This window comes from Citrobacter telavivensis (assembly GCF_041807075.1).
Classification (GTDB): domain Bacteria; phylum Pseudomonadota; class Gammaproteobacteria; order Enterobacterales; family Enterobacteriaceae; genus Citrobacter_A; species Citrobacter_A telavivensis.
Map to the genome: position 1 here is coordinate 202210 of NZ_JBGUBF010000002.1, position 18993 is coordinate 221202.

Annotated in this window: 16 protein-coding genes; 10 read left to right on the top strand and 6 right to left on the bottom strand. The window is 58.4% G+C overall.

Features of this window, described 5'->3' with window-relative positions; all coding sequences use genetic code 11:
• Positions 1-9: 9 nt before the first annotated feature.
• Genes ACERJC_RS12130 through ACERJC_RS12155 form a run of 6 tightly spaced genes read right to left on the bottom strand, consistent with a single transcriptional unit; the run spans position 10 to position 7367 of the window.
• Positions 10-402, bottom strand: a complete 393-nt coding sequence (locus ACERJC_RS12130; RefSeq protein WP_373671780.1) for a DUF4280 domain-containing protein — start codon at positions 400-402, stop codon at positions 10-12.
• The gene (gene tssA, locus ACERJC_RS12135; protein ID WP_373671781.1) at positions 399-1319 is read right to left on the bottom strand and encodes a type VI secretion system protein TssA; all 921 of its coding nucleotides are present in this window, start codon (positions 1317-1319) and stop codon (positions 399-401) included. Before tssA ends, ACERJC_RS12130 begins: the two co-directional genes overlap by 4 nt.
• A complete protein-coding gene (locus ACERJC_RS12140) occupies positions 1307-4870 on the bottom strand; it encodes a type VI secretion system protein (RefSeq protein ID WP_373671782.1) in 3564 nt (1187 codons plus the stop codon). The genes tssA and ACERJC_RS12140 overlap by 13 nt, the downstream gene beginning before the upstream one ends.
• Positions 4867-5613: a DotU family type IV/VI secretion system protein gene (locus tag ACERJC_RS12145; protein ID WP_373671783.1), complete on the bottom strand. Its 747-nt coding sequence runs from the start codon at positions 5611-5613 to the stop codon at positions 4867-4869. Before ACERJC_RS12145 ends, ACERJC_RS12140 begins: the two co-directional genes overlap by 4 nt.
• A complete protein-coding gene (tssK, locus tag ACERJC_RS12150; protein ID WP_373671784.1) occupies positions 5597-6934 on the bottom strand; it encodes a type VI secretion system baseplate subunit TssK in 1338 nt (445 codons plus the stop codon). The genes ACERJC_RS12145 and tssK overlap by 17 nt, the downstream gene beginning before the upstream one ends.
• 1 nt (position 6935) lies before the next feature.
• Positions 6936-7367, bottom strand: a complete 432-nt coding sequence (locus ACERJC_RS12155) for a T6SS protein Cts2N (protein ID WP_373671785.1) — start codon at positions 7365-7367, stop codon at positions 6936-6938.
• A gap of 408 nt (positions 7368-7775) precedes the next feature.
• On the opposite strand from ACERJC_RS12155, the gene tssB reads away from it, so the two are divergent.
• The 10 genes from tssB to ACERJC_RS12205 all read left to right on the top strand — a co-directional run bounded on the left by tssB (position 7776) and on the right by ACERJC_RS12205 (position 18882).
• The gene (gene tssB / locus ACERJC_RS12160; RefSeq protein WP_373671786.1) at positions 7776-8288 is read left to right on the top strand and encodes a type VI secretion system contractile sheath small subunit; all 513 of its coding nucleotides are present in this window, start codon (positions 7776-7778) and stop codon (positions 8286-8288) included.
• Positions 8289-8305: 17 nt separating this feature from the next.
• On the top strand, positions 8306-9787 hold the full coding sequence (gene tssC / locus ACERJC_RS12165; RefSeq protein ID WP_178826476.1) for a type VI secretion system contractile sheath large subunit: 1482 nt from the start codon (positions 8306-8308) through the stop codon (positions 9785-9787).
• Positions 9788-9804: 17 nt separating this feature from the next.
• A complete protein-coding gene (locus tag ACERJC_RS12170; protein ID WP_373671787.1) occupies positions 9805-10290 on the top strand; it encodes an Hcp family type VI secretion system effector in 486 nt (161 codons plus the stop codon).
• Positions 10290-10670 carry a type VI secretion system baseplate subunit TssE gene (gene tssE, locus ACERJC_RS12175; protein WP_373671788.1) on the top strand — a complete coding sequence of 127 codons (381 nt, stop codon included), beginning with the start codon at positions 10290-10292 and terminating at the stop codon, positions 10668-10670. Before ACERJC_RS12170 ends, tssE begins: the two co-directional genes overlap by 1 nt.
• 18 nt (positions 10671-10688) lie before the next feature.
• On the top strand, positions 10689-12410 hold the full coding sequence (gene tssF, locus ACERJC_RS12180) for a type VI secretion system baseplate subunit TssF (protein ID WP_373671789.1): 1722 nt from the start codon (positions 10689-10691) through the stop codon (positions 12408-12410).
• Entirely contained in the window at positions 12374-13345 is a 972-nt protein-coding gene (locus ACERJC_RS12185; protein ID WP_373671790.1) for a type VI secretion system baseplate subunit TssG, read from the top strand. Before tssF ends, ACERJC_RS12185 begins: the two co-directional genes overlap by 37 nt.
• Positions 13278-15803 (top strand): type VI secretion system ATPase TssH, encoded by a 2526-nt coding sequence (gene tssH / locus ACERJC_RS12190; protein WP_373671791.1) that lies wholly within the window; start codon positions 13278-13280, stop codon positions 15801-15803. Before ACERJC_RS12185 ends, tssH begins: the two co-directional genes overlap by 68 nt.
• Before the next feature lie 16 nt (positions 15804-15819).
• Positions 15820-16332 (top strand): hypothetical protein, encoded by a 513-nt coding sequence (locus tag ACERJC_RS12195; RefSeq protein WP_373671792.1) that lies wholly within the window; start codon positions 15820-15822, stop codon positions 16330-16332.
• Positions 16333-16393: 61 nt separating this feature from the next.
• Complete coding sequence (locus ACERJC_RS12200) at positions 16394-18355, top strand: type VI secretion system Vgr family protein (protein ID WP_373671793.1); 1962 nt, start codon at positions 16394-16396, stop codon at positions 18353-18355.
• On the top strand, positions 18355-18882 hold the full coding sequence (locus ACERJC_RS12205) for a toxin-antitoxin system YwqK family antitoxin (protein WP_373671794.1): 528 nt from the start codon (positions 18355-18357) through the stop codon (positions 18880-18882). The genes ACERJC_RS12200 and ACERJC_RS12205 overlap by 1 nt, the downstream gene beginning before the upstream one ends.
• Positions 18883-18993: the final 111 nt, after the last annotated feature.

Here is an 18993-nt window from a genome sequence, read left to right on the forward strand (position 1 = left end):
TCCGTGTGTTTAACTCACCATCGTCGTCATCTGTCCCGGAAAACTGATTTGAATCACCCCGCCCCAGGCGCACATCAGTCTGGACTGCGCATTCAGTGCCGGAGCGTTGCCGACCATGATTGTTGGTGAACCAGGCGCCCACGGCGCAACGGTTGCGGGAATACACGGCATGGGGGTAAGCACGCCCAGCGCGGCGGCGGTGGCCGCCGCCACCATAGGGTTAGCCAGGCTGCTGCACATGCCAAAGGGCAGAATATTAACGAACGGTCGGTTATCCATAATATTTGCCATCGGCAGGCTATTGACCAGCGTACGGTTGACGGGCAGGACGTTTAACGTCGAAGGCGCAATGCCAAACGAGCACTGCATCATGGCCCCGGTACAAACGGCGGGACAACTCATGGTAGCACCCCCAGTTGCCGCCAGAGTCGGCGGGCGGATTCATCTCCGCTGATTAATTCCTGAAGTAGCTCCGGCAAGGGCGTGTGTCCCCAGGCCCAGGCGCGCTCAAGCAGATAAGGTACCGGACTGTGCGGCTCCGTTCGTTGCAGATAGCTGGCAACCTGGCGAAGCATCTGATAGGCCTCCTCGCGGCTGGCGAAAGTGACGGGGGACGATACCGTCGGCGGTTCATTGACGGCCACCGTCTGCGTGTTTTCAGGTGGTGCGCTGCCCAGCGCCTGTTGGCAGGTTTTGATCTTTTGTTCCAGCACGCGAAAGGAGGGCGCGGACGCTTCCGGCCAGTGCTGGCAGACCGCGTTCAGGCGCTGCAGCCAGTGCAGACTGGCCTCCAGCGCTTCGGCGACAGGGCGGCTGGCCTCGCTGAACGGTGGGCTGGGATGATGACCCTGCTGCCACTGGCCGAGCGTGATGCTTGCGCCGTTGACCGCAAACAGCGGGGCATTGGCAACCAGCATGGCATAATGCTGCGCCACCCAGCTAAGCGGTGCGGCGCGATAATCATAATCCCCGTCTCTAATCTGCGGATGCAACTCGCCCGGGTAATGTTCCAGCGCCAGCGTCAGCAGCGCCAGCGCGCGCGGCAGGGCCGACACTCCGTGCAGGCGAATCCAGGCATCGCCAAGCCAGGCCATCACCACCAGATCTTTACTTCGCGTGGTGGTCAGGTGGCTGGCCAGTCTGGCGACCTCCTCCCAGTCGGCGCGCCGTGGTGCGCTCTGCCAGACGCCGGTGGGCAATGACTCATCGTCCTCCTGGCGCGCGCTGACCAACCGATCGAACTCGGGCGAATAGCGGATGGACTCCCCACAGGGGCTGTCCGGACTAATGGGAATAAGTAACGCGTCTATCTGTTCCATTGATGTTCTCCCGAAAATCCCTGTTCAGTCAGGATGACCCAGGGCAGCGGTGCATTGTCTTGCGCATTCAGTAACGCAAACTGGATATTGACGGTCGCACGAGAGCGCTGTTGTCCGTCGCTCACCGGCAGTGAAAAACGAAGCGGCACAGGCTGCGCCAGTGCGCCGCCGATGCGCTGCTGGTCTGTCATGCGCAGCAGCGCCCATGCCCCTTGCCAGCGCCAGCGTGCCGTATCGCCCGCCACGCTCAGGCCGACGACGGTGGTATCCGGCACGGGACGCCACGCGGAATTTGCCGCCCAGCGCAGGCTGAACGTCAGATTATCGCCGCTGCGCCAGTGCAGATCGGCGCTGGTGCCGCCGGGCCAGATCAGGGTCTGCTGATTACCGCTTAACCGCCAGTCGACGATTTGATCCGCACCGGCTTCCTGATTGCGCTGCGTCCGCCAGTTCACCCGCACCACCACACCGTCTGGCGAGACCAGTGCGGAAAGCAACGGCTGTGCGGCGGCTAACTGGCGAATCAGCGCGGGTTGGTCTGCGAGCGTTTCCGGCGGCAGTTTCGCCAGCAGCGACACCAGTTCGCGAACCCGATCCACATCCGCATCCGGGGCATGGGGCCGCGCCGTGAAAGGGAAACGCCCGGCAAGCCAGTTGTTATACAACGTGAAGATGTTCTGCACCACGCCGACGCTGCCCTGCTGGCGCAGTTGTTGACAGTTTTGCGCCGAGGCGCTGAGCAACGCGTTCAGCGAGGCGCTGTAAAAATCCTGCTGACCCGATGCATGAAACGAAGCCAGTTCGCTCTGACAATTTTGGGCGGTTAATGTGGGTAATGTTGCGGCGAGGGTTTGCAGTTGTGCCGGTGCACTGGTGGGATCCTGCTGTTGCAGGCGCATTAACGTCTCCTGCGAACTGACCCAGCGGGCGATTTGCTGATTTTGCGCGGCGGTCAGCCACGGACGCTGCGTGCTGAGCCATTCTATCGGTTGCTGGTAGCGGGTGAGCGTCGCGGAAATTTGCTCCGTCTGGGCGGTGGCCCAGCCCATCACCTGCTGTCCGCTCGCCTGTGCCTGCTCCGGCGTCGCCGTGTTGACCGACGGCGGGCGGATGCCGGGCAGACGTGCGCCGCCTTCATCATTGACCCGCGCAATGATCTGTGCGGCAACCTGCTGGCGCAGCGCGCTGGCGAGAGCCGGGCGATTGATCTGCGTCAGCGCCGCGATGACGCGATCGGCATTTTCCGTGTTGAGCTCTCGCGCCGGTGCGGTGCCAGGAACGCCGCGGTAGAGCGTCTGACGAATGGCGCGCTCGACGGCATTCTGCGCCAGTTCATTGAGCCGGGGTCGCCAGAGGCTGTCGGGGAGCTGTTCACTATACCGCTGATAGCCGGCAAACAGCGTTGCAGCCTGCTGAATCTGTGGATCGCCGGGATAGCCTAAGCGCTCAGGAGGCGGCTGCCCCGCGCCTCGCTGCCAGAACGGTTGATTCAGCAGATCGCGTAAACTTTTTTGCAGCGCCAGAATGTCGGGGGAAACATGGAATTCGCCCTCTGTGGATTGCGCGGTCAGCGTGGAAAAATGCAGTAGAGAGCGATCAATCTGAGCCACCAACCGCTGACGCAGTTGTTCCTCATCGTTAAGTAGATTATGAATGGCCGTCCGGTCGAGCAGGCGCCGCGCCTGCGTCTGGGTCTGCAAGGTGTTCAGCGCAAGCCGTGCAGGGGAGTGCGCCGCGTCCTGACTGAGACTATTGAGCGTGGTCAGGGCGTTCTGCAGCCGACTTATCTGCCGCATCAGCAGGCGCACGAAATCCGCGTTAATCTCTTCGTTACTGCTGAATGTCAGCAGCAGCTCGTCGAGTTGCCTGGCATAGATTTCCAGACTGGCGTTATCGTAGATTTGCGCCAGCCAGCGCCGGGTCTCGCGGGTAAACTGTTCGCTGTTGCGCTGGGTCAGTTCGCTGGCATCGGGCAGGTTCATCTGGCTTACGGGGAGCGTGGCGAGCATCTCATTAAGCTCAGACGTGGCGGGCAGGGCAGCGACTTCCACGTTAACCCCCCAGACGGTTGAAGAGACCTCGGCCAGCGTCTGCACCGTGGGGCGTTTGACCTGTGTCAGTTGCAGCAACGGCAGATACTGGGTCTCCATCTGCTTCGTCTGCTCGAGTAAAAACAGGATCTGCCGGTAACGCTCTTCCGCCAGCAGATCGTCCCGTTCGCGCAGGCTATCGCCGCGCGTTGCGCTCTGATGTTGCAGGCAGATGCTGTTCATCGCCGGCACCAGCAGGCTGCGCAGCGTTGCATCATGAAAGGTGGTGCTCAGTTTGCTGTCAGTCCGGCTGAACAGCGATCCTGGCCAGATGAGCGAGCGAAAATGCCACTGCGGGACGTCATTCACCATCCGCCAGTACCGCGTGGCAGAACGTTCACCTGGCGTATCGCTGGGGGCAATTTGCGTCGCGAGACTCTGCAACTGGTTATGCAGCAACAGGGCGTTGGTATGCTGAGACGGCCAGCGCCAGAGCATCACCGCCAGCCAGACGACGCACAGCGCGCTGTAGCCCGCGAGGACAATAAAATGGCGGCGCAGATTAAGCCGCAGCAGGCGACGTACCGGCAGCGCCAGCCCCCGTTCCGCGGTGATTTTGTCATGCAGAAGCGTCTGACAGAACGCCATCTGCGGCTTTTCGTCCACCACGTGATGAGTGACAAACCAGATCCCACGCAGTAGCGGCGGTTCATCGCGGGCATTGCTGCTCAGAAGCCCATCGAAACTGGCGTGAAGCGCCGTCGCCAGCGACGGAAAAAACTCCGGCAGACGAAACAGCGATGCTGGCGTACTGCCACTGAGCGCGCCAAGTTCAGTGACCGCCTGGCGCAGTGAGAAACGGGTGTTCTCCAGCGCATCGTCAATCCACTGTGGTTTCCAGACGGCTTCCCGGGGACAAGAAATCGCGCTCCCGATGGCGCTTCCCTGAGCCAGGGACGGGAGCTGGCGCAACAGCGTCCGCACGCCGTCCTGCGCTTCCATACCGCTGATTAAGAGATAAACAGGCAGGCTGAGGCCGCACACCTGCTGGATCTGCTGGCAGCGTTCTGACAGATAAGCGTATGCATCGCTCTCTAAATCCGCGAGCGGAAGCGTCAGGATCAGCGCATCCAGCGGGCGCTGAGGGCGACTTTTCACCAGTGCCGCCATCATCTTTTGCCAGTCGTTCTGCCGGATAAGCCGTTTTTTCCCCGTGGTTTGCAGCGAATGCGGCACGCAGAGCAGGCTGCACTGCGCATCAAACCACCACTGCCCGAACCAGGACTCCGCGCCGTCGGTTAATGACCAGGTGCGGCACAGCAGACGGTTGTCCTCCTCGTTGCCCAGCATCAGGATCCGGGTGCTGTCGTAAGGATCCTGTCCGCCATTGGCGCGCTGGATCTCCTTTTGCGCGCGGATAAAGGTGTCGTTACGATATTGCCATTGCCACCAGACGCACCACAGCGTGATCGCCAGCAGCACCAGCACGAGGATCGTAAGCGACAGCCACGGCTGCGTCATGGCGTCTCCTCCGGGCAAAGTTGCGTCGCGGAAAAGTCCGGTAGCGTATTCACGCCAATGGCCTCTTCGAGGCCCAGCCACAGATGTTGGCTCAGCAATAACAGCGCCAACAGCACGATCAGCGCGACCAGATGCAGACGAGAGTGATCGGGCAGACGGCGGCGGGGAGGCAGTTGCAGCGGTGCCCCCAGCGAGTCGGCATTCAGGCGTGCGGCAATGTCATCGGCCCGGGGATCCTGCTGAAAAGCAAAATGCCACAGTAACCGACAGGTCTCCTGATGCGCGGTTTCATTGAAATCGTCGCGGTTGATGCCAAAGCCCAGCGTCAGGCAGCGTAAATAGAGTGCGGCGACATCGCGCTGGCCCGGTTGACGTTCGCTGAGCAGGGTTTGAATGCGCTGCGGTAACGCATCCCCCGCGCGATGCGTTTGCCAGAGGTGGTATTCCAGCGGGCACGCCTGCCACGGGAGGTGCGCAGGCCATGACGTGTAGAGCACCGTCTCATCAATCAGCGCGACCAGCGCATACACGGCGGCATCGATCTGCGCCTGAAACGGACTGCCTAACACCCGGTTCAACCGCTGCGTGTAGTCCGCGACGACCTGATTACTCCAGGAGAATGCCTGTTGATACAGCATTTCCGGTGCCAGCGTGCTGGTTTTCCAGCGTTCAAATTGCGCCAGCCAGCGGGTAAAAACCGTATCAAACAGACGGCTTGCGGGCATGTCAGTCGCCATCGGCATGGTATTGCGCCTCCTGCCGATAAAGCATGATCCGCTCAGGTCTGACGCTGGTCTCATGCAGTGGGGCGATGACCAGTGGGGCGTCGTGCTCAAACCATTGCGTGGTGAGCGTAAGGGTAAACAGTGCGATGGTGCTGTCGGTTTCCCACTCCGTCCGCTGTTGTGCCGCAAGCGGTACGACGGACATGCCGTGCATGCGCTGGCGGCGTAAGATCGGCAGAAACGGCTGGCAGGCAATCAGTGACGCCTGTAGCCAGTCGACCGCCGACAGCGGGCTACCGTCGGGCATCAGGATACCTATCACCACCTGCTCACCCGCGCGTGTCCCGCCAGGCAGCGTCAGGGAGAAGTCGTCCTCCCCGGCAGTAAAATTCAGCCGCAGTCGACGGCGATGGATATGTGCCAGTTGCGTGCGCAGCAGCGTAAACAGCGCGGTAAATCCTGGCTGCATATTTTCGTAGTCGAAACCGGGAAGCCAGGGCAGGGGTTTATCCTGAGTCAGGACAGCGGTCTGACCGCAGAATAAACACAGTGTGCGAAACAGATCCGCCGGATGGGTCTTTCCGCTGTTTACCAGACATTCCAGCAGCGGCAGTACTCCCTGAATACTTTGCAGGCAAAGCGTCAGCCAGAGCCAGTTGTGGGTATTGTCGTTCTGCCTGGCAAGTTGCGCTTCACGGCTGAGAAACAGGATCTTCTCTCTGGCCAGCAGACAAAGTTCACGAGCCTGTTGGCAGAGCGTACTGCCCTCGACCACCTGAGGCGACGGGGGGAACCAGTCGTTGCGGCGAAATCCCCCTTCGGTATAGACCACCTGAATCAGCGGCAGGCAGAGGAGATCGGCGCGTTCATGCAGACTGACCAGACGCGGTGCCGGCTGCCAGCTGGCAATGGATTCGGGAAACTCTCCGCTGGTTAAATCGGGTAGCGGTGCGCTGGTGACGGAACGAAAGCGGGTGGTAAACGGCTGCCACTGACCACCGCGGTTTGCCGACGGCAGCGCCAGCCAGAGCGTGTGTTCGCTGTCAGCGGCAGCCGGAAGCAGGCGAGTGCAGTCAAATTCCAGCGGCGGATCGCGTTGGATATCGTAGTCAATGGGTAAGCCATCGGGCATGATCGCCGTCAGGCGTAAGAGTCGCAGAGTACCGGCGCAAAGCGCGGCATCGTCAATCTCCAGATGGTTCACCCCCCAGAACCACGGGTTAGCATGACCGGCAAGCGCGGCGGCGAGGGCGTCATGGCGCAGCGACTGCAACTGGAAATGCTGCGGCAGCATCGCCATCCCTTCATACCAGCAGACCATTGCCGGAATTGTCGTCATATTACTTTCCTTGTTCAGGAGCCAGTACCGCCTCGTCCGCCATCAGTTGCAGATGCAGGGCGGTGGTTTTGTCCAGTCGCAGGCGGTGCTCGCCTTCGCTGCGATAGCGGGCAAACAGCAGCGTGGCTTCTGCAGGAGCACCGCTCAGCGGATTGTCATCAGCGGTAAAGCGGGAGCCGGGAACCAGTTCCAGAGACCACACGTGCAAACCGCCAGGGTAATCGCGCTGTAGTTGCGCTCTGGCGTTAAACCACTGCGTTGCTGAAAGCGTCTGCACCACAGGCACAAGTGAGGCATCGGCAATGGCGACAATATCCACGGCGACAGGGGTGTTATCATTAGCATCCGCAGCGGTGTCGATGACCACCGTCTTTAATTCCACCTGATTTGACCAGAATGAACAGCCATTATTAAGTAATGCTAAACAAGTCATAAATATTATTCTGGCTACATGGCTTATGCCGTTAGTCATATAAATTCCTTTTATATCCCCGTTAAGAAAATAATTAATGGTGAGGTTTGTTTAGTTGATTTAAATCATTATTCGGCGTTAATCATTAAATAAACAGGTGAAAATAGGGTGTGCCCGTAGAGTGAATATACCGTATGGAATATTCACTCTATCATCTACTTTTCAGTATCTCATTGAATAATGAACCTTTTGTTCTTTGCATGTGATATTGATCAACCAGGAAGATTCTCATCCAGAAAACAAAAATTGGTTGATATTTATTTTCCATTGTGTTTTTTATAATGGCGATTGATTATTCTGAAATAACGTTTTCAAATAAAGGTGCACGCAGGATTGCACTCGGGATTTTTATTGCGAAAAGGACAAGTTATGGCAGAGAGTATTCAACATAAACTCAGTCGTATTAGACCACCACGGGTGCAAATTACCTATGACGTGGAAACGGGTGGAGCAATAGAAAAAAAAGAATTGCCTCTTGTTGTCGGTATTTTAGCCGATTTATCCGGCCAGCCGGCGACCCCACCTGAAAAGCTACGTGACCGGCGGTTTGTCGATATCGATCGTGATAACTTTGATGATGTGCTCGCGTCGATCGCCCCCCGCCTGGCGCTCCAGGTGGAGAATCGGCTGGCAAATGATGACAGCAAATTCAACATTGAGCTTCATTTCAAAACCATCGACGATTTCTCTCCTCTCAACATTATCGATCAAGTGAAACCCCTTCAGCGCCTGTTTCTTGCCCGTCAGCGCCTGCGCGATCTGCTGACCAAACTGGATGGCAACGACGATCTGGATGCCCTGCTCCAGCAGGTGGTCAATGACAATGCTGAACTTCAGGCGTTGCGGTCAACAGCGGAAGACAAGCCGGCAGAAAATGCCTAACCGAAGAGGAACGAACAATGGAAACGGTTCAGGAACAGGCTGAAACAGGCGGGCAAACGGTCACGCTGAGCGTATTGGATCGCATCATTCAGGAAGGGCGTATGGCGCGCGATGAACTGCAGCAGACCTACGCGCGCGACATGCTGGAAGAGCTGGCAACGCAGATCCTTGATGAAGGCATGACGGTGGAAAGCGACACTGTCGCCATGATCAACCACCGTATCGCACAAATTGACGCGCTCATTAGCGCTCAGCTTAATGAGGTGCTGCACCATCCGGATATGCAGCGGCTGGAGGCGTCCTGGCGCGGGCTTCATCAGTTTGTGATGAACACCGAAACCAGTTCCCGACTCAAGCTGCGTTTGCTTAACGTCTCGCGTAAAGCGCTGCAAAACGATCTCGAAAAAGCGGTGGAGTTCGATCAAAGCACGTTGTTCAAAAAGCTGTATGAAGATGAATACGGCACCTTTGGCGGCAACCCCTATAGCGTGCTGGTCGGCGATTATGAATTTGGTCGCCATCCGCAGGATGTGGCGCTGCTGGAGAAAATTTCGCAGGTCGCGGCGGCGGCTCATGCCCCCTTTATTGCCGCAGCCAGCCCACGTCTGTTTGATATGGGATCGTTCGCTGAGCTTGGCGTGCCGCGCAGTCTGGCGAAGATCTTCGAAAGTGCTGAGCTGATCAAATGGCGGGCATTCCGTGAAAGCGATGAGTCCCGCTATGTGACGCTGGTTTTACCCCATGTATTACAGCGCCTGCCCTATGGCCCGGATACCGTACCCGTGGAAGGCGTCAACTTCGTTGAGGACGTCAACGGCCTGGATGCCAGTAAGTACCTGTGGGGTAATGCGGCGTGGAAGCTGGCAAATCGGATCACCGATGCCTTTGCGTTGTACGGCTGGTGCGCGGCGATTCGCGGAGCGGAAGGCGGCGGGCTGGTGGAAGATCTTCCGGCGCATACCTTCAGCACGCCTTCCGGCGACATCAGTTTGCGCTGCCCGACGGAGATTGCCATTACCGATCGCCGCGAGAAAGAGTTGAACGATCTGGGGTTTGTTGCCCTGTGCCACAAAAAGAACAGCAACTCGGGCGCATTTTTTGGCGGGCAAACCACTAACCAGGCGCGGATCTACAACACGCCGGAAGCGAACGCCAACGCGCGCATTTCCGCGATGCTGCCTTACATCCTTGCCGCCTCCCGCTTTGCCCACTATCTCAAGGTCATTATGCGCGACAAAGTCGGCAGTTTTATGAGCCGCGACGAGGTTGAAAGCTATCTCAATAACTGGATTGCCGACTACGTTCTGCTGCGCGATAGCGCGCCGCAGGAGATCAAAGCCCGCTACCCGCTGCGCGAAGCGCGGGTTGACGTCAGCGACGTTCCCGGTAAGCCGGGAGTTTATCGCGCCGTCGTTTTTCTGCGCCCGCATTTCCAACTGGAAGAGTTGACCACCTCAATTCGTCTGGTTGCTGAGCTGCCGCCACCGGCAGTCGCCTGATTAAAAGGAGATAAATCATGGATGCTATTTTTTTAAAACTGGACGATATCAAGGGCGAAAGTCAGGCAGATGGCTTTACCGATCAGATAGAGATCATGTCCTTCAGCCACAACGTGGCGATGCAGGTGACCAACGATGTCAGTAACACCGAGCGTACCTCCGGGCGCGCGCACGTAGGGGAGATGTCGCTGACCAAGTTTGTCGATCTCGCCACCCCGGTGCTCAACGAATACTGCTGTAGCGGCAAAATGATTAAAGAAGGAAAGCTGACGCTGTGCCGCAATGATGACGGCAAAATGCTGCCTTTTATCGTCTACACCCTGACCAATGTCATCATTTCTCACCTGAGCGTAAGCGGCGGGTCCGGTGGAAAACCGGTCGAAACGATGTCGCTGAATTTCACCAAAATCAAATGGGAAATTACCGCGCAGAAATCGGAGGGGACCCAGCAGGGAACCAGTTCTTCGGTCTGGGATATGACGATGAATAAGAAAGGGAGCTAATGATGAGCTCCTCCATACCGGTTGCGCTACTCGACAGGCTGGCGGATGAGGCTATCTCACCACGCGAGTCGGTCTACCGGGAACTGCGCAGGTTGTTCAACACCCGCGCGCCGAAAGACGTCGCGTCACTCCCCGCGCTGCTCGCCTGGGGCGTTCCCGAATGGCACGGCATCAATGCGGATGATGATCGGGTGCTCGACTGGTTTTGTCGCCAGCTCAGACGCACGATTTTGCATCTTGAACCCCGCATTAAAGCGTTGACGGTGAGTGTCAAAGAGGCGCGCCACACCACGCTGGCGCTCCATCTGGAAGCGCAACTGTGGGATGACGATGCGCTGCTGGCGCTGGATCTGGCGTATCAAAATGGTCGTTGGCGGTAAAGCCAACAGGAGAGAACGATGGACGACAGGTTGCTGGAGGATTATTTGCAGGAACTCCGGTGGTTGCGTGCCGCCAGCGGTGAATTTTCCCGCCAGCATCCGAAGATCGCCGCCCGCCTGCGTTTAAGCGAATTTGACTGTCCCGACCCGCACGTCGAGCGGCTGCTGGAAGGGTTCGCGCTGCAAAGCGCGCGCCTGAACCAGCGGCTGGACGAAGGGTTTAGCGAACTGAGTGAATCGCTTCTGGAACTGCTCACCCCGCATCTGCTGCGCCCCTATCCCTCATTTGCCACCGCCCGTTTTACGCCCGATCCGCTGGCAGGCGATCTGACGCAGGGTTACACGCTGCCCGCCGGTACGCCGCTGTACGCGCTGACGGCAGAGGGCGAAACGGTCTGGTGGCGTACCGCATTGCAGCATACGCTGTGGCCGGTCGCGATCGATGACCTCACCTGGCTCGACGCGAGTGCGGCTCGTCAGGCATGTGGGCTAAGCCAGGCGCGGGGTGCATTGTCGCTTCGGCTTCGTTGTTTACCACCCTATAAGTTTTCCACGCTGACGATGCGCACGTTGCGCATTTACCTGGGGGGTTCTGCGCAGGTTAACGCCGCGCTTTTCGACCTGCTCTATGCCCACACGATAGGCCCACTGCGCCCGCAGCCGGTAGGGCTCGAAAATGCGGAGCACCTGTTGGCGAGCGAGCCGGGCGTCGAGTCGAGCGGGCTGGCGTTGAGCGCCTGGATGCACTGCCCGCAGGCGCTGATGTATTTCGATTTGCCGATCCCGCAGACCCCGCACGGCGACACGATGACGCTCTGCATTCCTTTTCGTCGCGCCCCGGACACGGCGCTGCATCTGACTCGGGACGATGTGCGTCTCAACTGCGTACCGGTGGCGAATCTGTTTACGCGAACCTCGGAACCGCTGCCCGTCGGGCACACGCACAGCGAATACCGGCTGGTCGCCGATCTCTACGACAAAGAGATGCAAATCTACCGCATTGTTCAACTGTGGATGAGCCGACGCGATGAAGCCTGGCCGGTGCCGCCCTATTACGGCGCGCAACAGCATGCTGATGCTCGATGGTTCTGGCATGCGCGGCGACATTATCGGCAGGAGAACGATCTCTGGCTGACGCTGGTGGACAGCCGTTTTGATCCCTTTGCCGCCGATGAAGCGTCCACGCTGACGGCAACGCTTCTGTGTACCAACGGTGAGTGTGCGTCGTCGCTGATGGCCGGAACCCCGCTGGCCTTTGAGTTTCCGGGGCCGATAGCGCAGGCGTGCTTGCTGGGCACGCCGACGAGTCCGGGTCAGTCCGTAAGGCAGCGGAACGCACGCTGGAAGTTGGTTTCCTCGCTGGTGCTCAATCATGTGTCGTTGACCGAAGGCGACGAGGCGCTGGCGTCACTGAAAGAGATGCTCTCTCTGTATGCCTCTTCGGGGGAATCGGCGGCGGTCTGGCAGCAAATCGACGGCATCCGCGCGATGCGCTGCGAACGGGCCAGCGAACATTCTGGTCGCGACGCATGGCGTGGCTGGCGTAACGGTATTCGGGTCACGCTGACGCTGGATCCTCAGGCGTTCACCGCCAGCAGTCGCCTGCTTTTTGCCGCGATCATCGCCCGTTTTCTGGCGCGTAACGCCACGGCAAACTGCTTTGTACATACCGTGTTGCAGGATGACAGCGAGGAGATCCCGCTATGGCGCGATACCGATCCCAGCCTGCCGATAGTGTGATAGCGCAGCTTCGGCGCGAACCCTGGCGCTTTTCGCTGGAGCAGTGCGTCCGGTTGCTCGAACTGAGCGGCGTGTCGCCTGAACTGCGCGGTGAGCTGGGGCTGACCTTTGCCCCGGCGGAGATTGGCCGTTTGCAGGGGGCGCGCGTAGAGGTGCGAAGCCTCGGCCTGGGCGGTGCGGACGGCGTTTTACCCTACGAGGGACTGGAGGCGCTGCCACAGGCGGCACAGGATTTCCTCAACCTGTTTGAGCAGCGGATGATTGAACACGACTGCCGAAGCCGGAGCGTATATCGGCTGGCGACGCCTTATGCCCGACGAGAGCAGGCGGCAGGCGGCGAACTCATGCAGGCGCTGTGTGGATTTTTGACCGCGGCGCGTCCGGCGCAGGTGCCGTTATCGCTGATCCAAAGCGGTCTGTTGGCAAACCGCAGGCGCGGTGCCGCAGGATTTGTCGCACTGGCGGCGGCGATGATGAACATCAGCGTGTCGGTGGAAGCGTTTGTGGGGCGCTGGCAGGGATTACCCGCCGATGCGCAGAGCCGCACCGGCTGTCGGCTGGGGCGCAACAGCGTGGCGGGCCGCCACGCCTGGCATCAACACGCGGGCATCCGGCTCCATCTGATCGCCAGCAGTGCCGCGCAATGGCGCACATTTTTACCCGGTGGCGAAGGCTTCACCACGCTGAGCCTGGCCGGACGCCTCTGGTTTGGCGCGGCGATTTCGCTGGAGCTGGTCATGCGCGGGACGTTGACGCTTGACACGCATCTGTCCCGCGCGCGGCCTCCGCGCCTGGGGCGTACCGCACAGCTACAGGGGCGCAAAGCGTCGCCGTGCTGCTGTCGTCTGTTTTTCAGGGAGGATGAACATGGATTTAAAAGCATTGGTACAACGACTGAACCCGAATTGCTTTCGCGCGCTGGAGCTGGCGGCTGAACGGAGCCGGGGACAGGGACACTGGTTTGTTGAACCCGAACATTTGTTGTTAGCTCTGCTGGATGAGGAACAGGGCGATCTGGCCTGTTGCCTCAGCGAGGCGGCGATCCCTGCGGACAGGCTGCGTGAAGAGATTCAGCGCACCCAGGCGCAGTTTAAAACCGGCTGTACGCGCATGCCGGTCTTTTCCGTCCAGCTAGTGGAACTGCTGGAAGGGGCGATTCTGCTGGCGACCTTCCAGCGTCTTGCGCTGGTGCGTTCGGCGTTACTGCTGCTGGCATTGCTGACCCGCGAACGGCTGCGTAGCCAACTGGCACAGGGGATGCCGTTGTTGCTCGGCATTCAGGCCATGACGCTGGAAAATCAGTGGCGGAACTGGTGCCGACTTTCCGTGGAGGAACAAAACGGGCCGCAGTCTGACGATCGCCCTGACCATGAAAGCGGCGTACTGGAGCAATTTACCCACGACCTGACCCGCGATGCGCGCGAGGGACGGATCGACCCGATCATCGGTCGCGATAGCGAGATCCGCCAGTGTATCGACATTCTGCTACGTCGTCGACAGAACAACCCGATTCTGGTTGGTGCGCCTGGTGTCGGGAAAACGGCCGTCGCCGAAGGGCTGGCGCGACGCATCACTGAAGGCAGCGTGCCGCCGCCGCTGCGCGACGTGTCGCTGCTGGCGCTCGATCTTGGCCTGTTGCAGGCTGGCGCAGGCGTAAAGGGCGAATTTGAGCAGCGGCTGAAAGGCGTGATCGACGCGGTCAAAAAATCCTCTCAGCCGATTATTTTGTTTATCGACGAAGCCCATACGCTGATTGGCGCGGGGGGCGCCGAGGGCGGCAGCGACGCCGCCAACCTGCTGAAACCGGCACTGGCGCGCGGTGAGCTGCGCACTCTCGCGGCGACCACCTGGCAGGAGTACAAAAAATATTTCGAGAAGGATCCCGCGCTGGACCGGCGCTTTCAGCGTATCCAGATTGAAGAACCGGACGAGCATCGCGCGGTGGTGATGCTGCGGGCGGTCGCCGATAAGCTGGAAGCGCATCACGGCGTGCAGATCCTCGACAGTGCAATCCACGAAGCGGTGCGCCTGTCGCAGCGCTACATCTCCGGACGACAGCTACCGGACAAAGCCATCAGCGTGCTCGACACCGCCTGCGCGCGGGTGGCGCTGGCGCAGCATGACGTGCCGCCCGCGCTCGAAGAGATCCGCCAACAATGGGCGGCCATTGAGGAAGAGGGGCAACGGCTGAATCGCGAGCTGCTGGTGGGCGTTGATCATCACGACCGGCTGTGCGAGCTGGAGGCGCAGGCGGAGAAACTCCAGATTCAGGCGCGGGAAGTGGAAGGGCGCTGGCAGGATGAGCGCCAGCGGGTCGGCGAGCTGCTCTCCGCCCGTCAGCGGATGCTGAATCTGAGCGAACGGCTCGATGAAGATGACGAAGAACTGGAGCAGCAGTTGGTGGAGTGTGCGGCGCTGATTGGCAAGCTGGAAACCGCCGCCGCGCAGCTGCGCGAGGAAGTGCCGCTGGTGGCCGATTGCGTAGACGCCGCCACTGTCGCCGCCGTGATTAGCGGCTGGACGGGGATCCCGCTCGGGCAGATGCTGACCGATGAAGCCCACGCCCTGCGTACGCTGGTTGAGCGGATGAGCGAACGGGTGATGGGACAACAGGCGGCGCTGGAAACCATCGTCCAGCGCCTGCGCGCGTATCGTAGCGGCCTGACCGACCCGCAGAAGCCGGTCGGCGTGTTCCTGCTGGTGGGGCCAACCGGCGTTGGCAAAACCGAAACCGCGTATGCGCTGGCCGATGCCCTGTACGGCGGTGAACGTAACCTCATCACCATTAATCTTTCCGAGTATCAGGAAGCGCACACCGTCAGCCAGCTCAAAGGCGCACCGCCGGGTTACGTCGGCTACGGCAGCGGTGGGGCATTAACCGAAGCCGTGCGTCGTCGCCCCTATTCGGTGGTGCTGCTGGATGAGATCGAAAAGGCGCACCCGGACGTGCTGGAGGCGTTCTATAACGTTTTCGATAAGGGCGTGATGGAGGACGGCACCGGGCTGATTATCGATTTTAAAAATACGGTGATGCTGGCAACCAGCAATATCGGGGCGGAACTGATTCTGGAGACGCCGCTATCTGAATTAAATAGCGAGCGGTTTAACGGGGAATTACGGGAGACGCTGTTACATCATTTTCGTCCGGCGTTTTTAGCAAGGATGACCACGGTGGCCTATCGCTCGCTGGATGAAGAGATATTAAAAGGGATTGTGCTGGCGAAGCTGGAGAAATTAGCGCAGCGGTATTTAGTGGCGACCGGGGAGCAGTTAAATATGGATGAAGGACTGGTTGATAGAGTGATGGAGAAGTGTAAGGGGGTCGGGGCCAGGGATGTTGATAATCTGGTGGTTGGGGAAGTGATGGGGAGTGAATTTTTATCATTATTATGAAATATGGATAAATAATATGAAACTTCTAGTTGATGAGCAAGGACGGTTTAGTTGGGCAGCAACGAGATCAGCAGTAACTACAAGTTTGAAATTTTCTGATGGGACGAATGATTTTGGTGCTGGCTCGGAATTTTACAGCACTTGTGCGGGTTGCGGAAGAAAATTACCCATGTGCTGTATGCATTTAGACCATATACTTCCATTTGTATCATATGGACATAAATTTATTTCTGAATGTGCATTGTCTTTTTATTCTTTAAACGTTTCACATAATAAAATAAATTCAATGACTGGAGTCGTTCATGGCGGTATTGGTTATATACAAGAAAAAACAATTTCGTACTCTACTTTTGGGCGGGAAACGAGTTCAATTAAACAGTTAAATACAATAAGTTCAGAGAACGCCTGGTATAATGATTTGGAAAACCTACAGTTTATGTGCATGTCATGTAATACAAGAAAGCAAGACTCTCCGTTTTCTACGGTATTCCCAGGAAGATTCACCATACCTATTAGTAATAAATTATGACTTTATATTAAAAACATTTATCTTTTTATTATATGAAAAAGGCACTAAAAAGGAATTTCCCATGCCCGACACTACCATCCTCAAACTCACCGCGAAGCTAACTGGCCTAACCGCCTCAACCTTGCAAACCGATTCTCAACTTAACGGCCTGACCATCGCCACGGTTACCGTAACCACCTCTGCGCCGTTAACGCTTGATACCGCGCTGGCGACCCATCTTACCGCCACCATCAACAACGCCGACTATGACGGGCTGATTGCGGAGATTCACCAACTGCCCGCGACGCGTAACGCCGACTGCTATCAGTTTGTGCTGCGTCCCTGGCTGTGGTGGCTGACGCTTTCCAGCCATAATCGCGTCTTTCAGAACCTCAGCGCGCAGGAAATTGTCGAGAAGGTGTTTAAGGTCGGCGGCTTTACTGACTACACATTTCAGCTCAAAACCACACCGGCAAAGCGCGAGTACTGCCTGCAATACAACGAGAGCGATTTTAATTTTGTGTCGCGGCTGCTGGAACAGGAGGGAATTTTCTGGTTCTTTACCCACGCAGCAGGCACACACACGCTGGTGCTGGCGGATGACAACAGCGCGTTTCCATCCATCCCCGGCGAGAAAAAGGTGAAGTATCTGGCGGCGCAGAGCGGTGAGCGGGAAGCCGGGGCGATTCGCTCGGCGGCATTGCGTATGCAAGCTACCGCGCAAGGATTTCAGACCAGCGATTTCAACTACGAGCAGCCGAAGGCCGCGCTCTTTTCGCAGGCGGGAGAGAAGAAAGGCGGGGTGCATTATCAGCATCCAGGGCGGTTTAGCGTCAAAGCCGACGGTGACGCGCTGGCGGCGTGGAAGGTCAACGCCCTGACGTCGCAGGCGAAGCAACTGGTAGGCGAAAGCGACTGCGCGACGTTAACCGCGGGCCACTGGTTTACCCTGACCGATCATGATGATAAGACGCTGAATACCGACTGGCTGGTCACCGCCGTCACCCACGACTACGACGGTGAGCACTACCGCAACCGCTTTACCGCCATCCCAAAAGCCACGCTCTATCGACCGCAAAGCAGCACGCCGAAACCGTTTATGCACACGCAAACGGCAACGGTGGTCGGCAAGCAGGAAGAGGAGATCTGGACCGATAAACTCGGCAGGGTAAAAGTACAGTTTGCGTGGGATCGGGAAGGCAAACGTGATGAAACCAGCTCCTGCTGGCTGCGGGTGGCGACCGCCTGGAGCGGCAACGGCTTCGGTACACAGTTTATCCCCCGCGTCGGCCAGGAGGTCGTGGTGAGCTTTATCGACGGCGAGCCGGATAAACCGCTCGTCACCGGCTGCGTCTATAACGGCGTCAACGCGCTGCCCTATCCGCTTCCGGCGAATCAGACCCAGTCTGGCGTTAAAACGCAAAGCAAAGCAGGCTTTAACGAACTGCGTTTCGACGACAAAAAGGATGCCGAACTGCTGGCGATGCAGGCGCAAAAGGACTTTCAGCTTATCGTGCTGAACGACAGTAACACGACAGTCGGCCACGATGACATTCAGAGCGTGAAAAACGACCGTACGCGCACCGTTGAAGAGGGCAATGAAACCGTCACGCTGAAGAAGGGCAACCGGGTGGTCAACATTGAAAAGGGTAGCGATACGCTGACGGTCAAAGATAAGCGTAGCGTGACGGTGAAAGGCGATCAGGAACACGCGGTGGACGGCAATGAGACGCACAAAGTGAAGGGCAACTACACGCTGAACGTCGACGGCAATCTGACGATTAAGGTCAGTGGTACGCTCACGCTGGAAAGCGGTAAAACGCTGACGGTGAAGAGCGGGGCGGATCTGAAAGCCAGTGCGGCCACGAACCTGAATCTTGACGCTACCAGTATTGCCAGCGAAGCGAAGAGTTCGCTCACTCAGAAAGCGGCAACGATTAATCAGGAGGCGAAAGCCACGCTGACCAGCAAAGCCAGCGCGACACAGACCCTGGAGGGCGGCGGAATGCTGACGCTCAAGGGCGGGTTAGTGAAGATCAACTAATGAGCGAACGACTGGACTATCAGCAGGACACCACCCGGCTACAGGCTGGCCTGACGGACGGCCAGCTCAGTGGCGAGATGCGTATTGAGGAGCATGGGCGTCGGCTGATAGCGATGCACTATCAGCAGGGCGTTCTGCACGGCGTCACCGAAAGCTGGCATCCTAATGGCCAACTGGCGATGCAGCAGGAATATCATCACGGCAGATTGCAGGGGGTGGCGCGCTACTTTAGCGAAGAGGGCGTGTTGATCCGTGAAGAGCACTGGCGGGAAGGGCAACTGCACGGCGAATGCCGCTGCTTTTATCCGTCCGGGCAGATGCAGATGCAGATGCGTGAACAGTGGCAGGACGGCCTGCGTCATCAACAGAGTGAACAGTTCTATCCCGATGGGGCCTGTGCCATGCGACAACAGTATGTCCTCGGTCGCCTGGCCCACGAACCCGAGCGCTGGCTACCGGATGGCCGTGCCATCAATGCCTGGGGGCAATCCCAGTCGCGGTTCAGTAAATGGACGGAGCATCTGTAGGCGCGATCGCGGCAGGTCAATGAAAGGTATGACGCTGCACGTACAGACTACGACTTTCCTGTTATGGAGCGCGGGCGCAGAGTTCATAAAAATTAGTGTTACCCCCGCCAG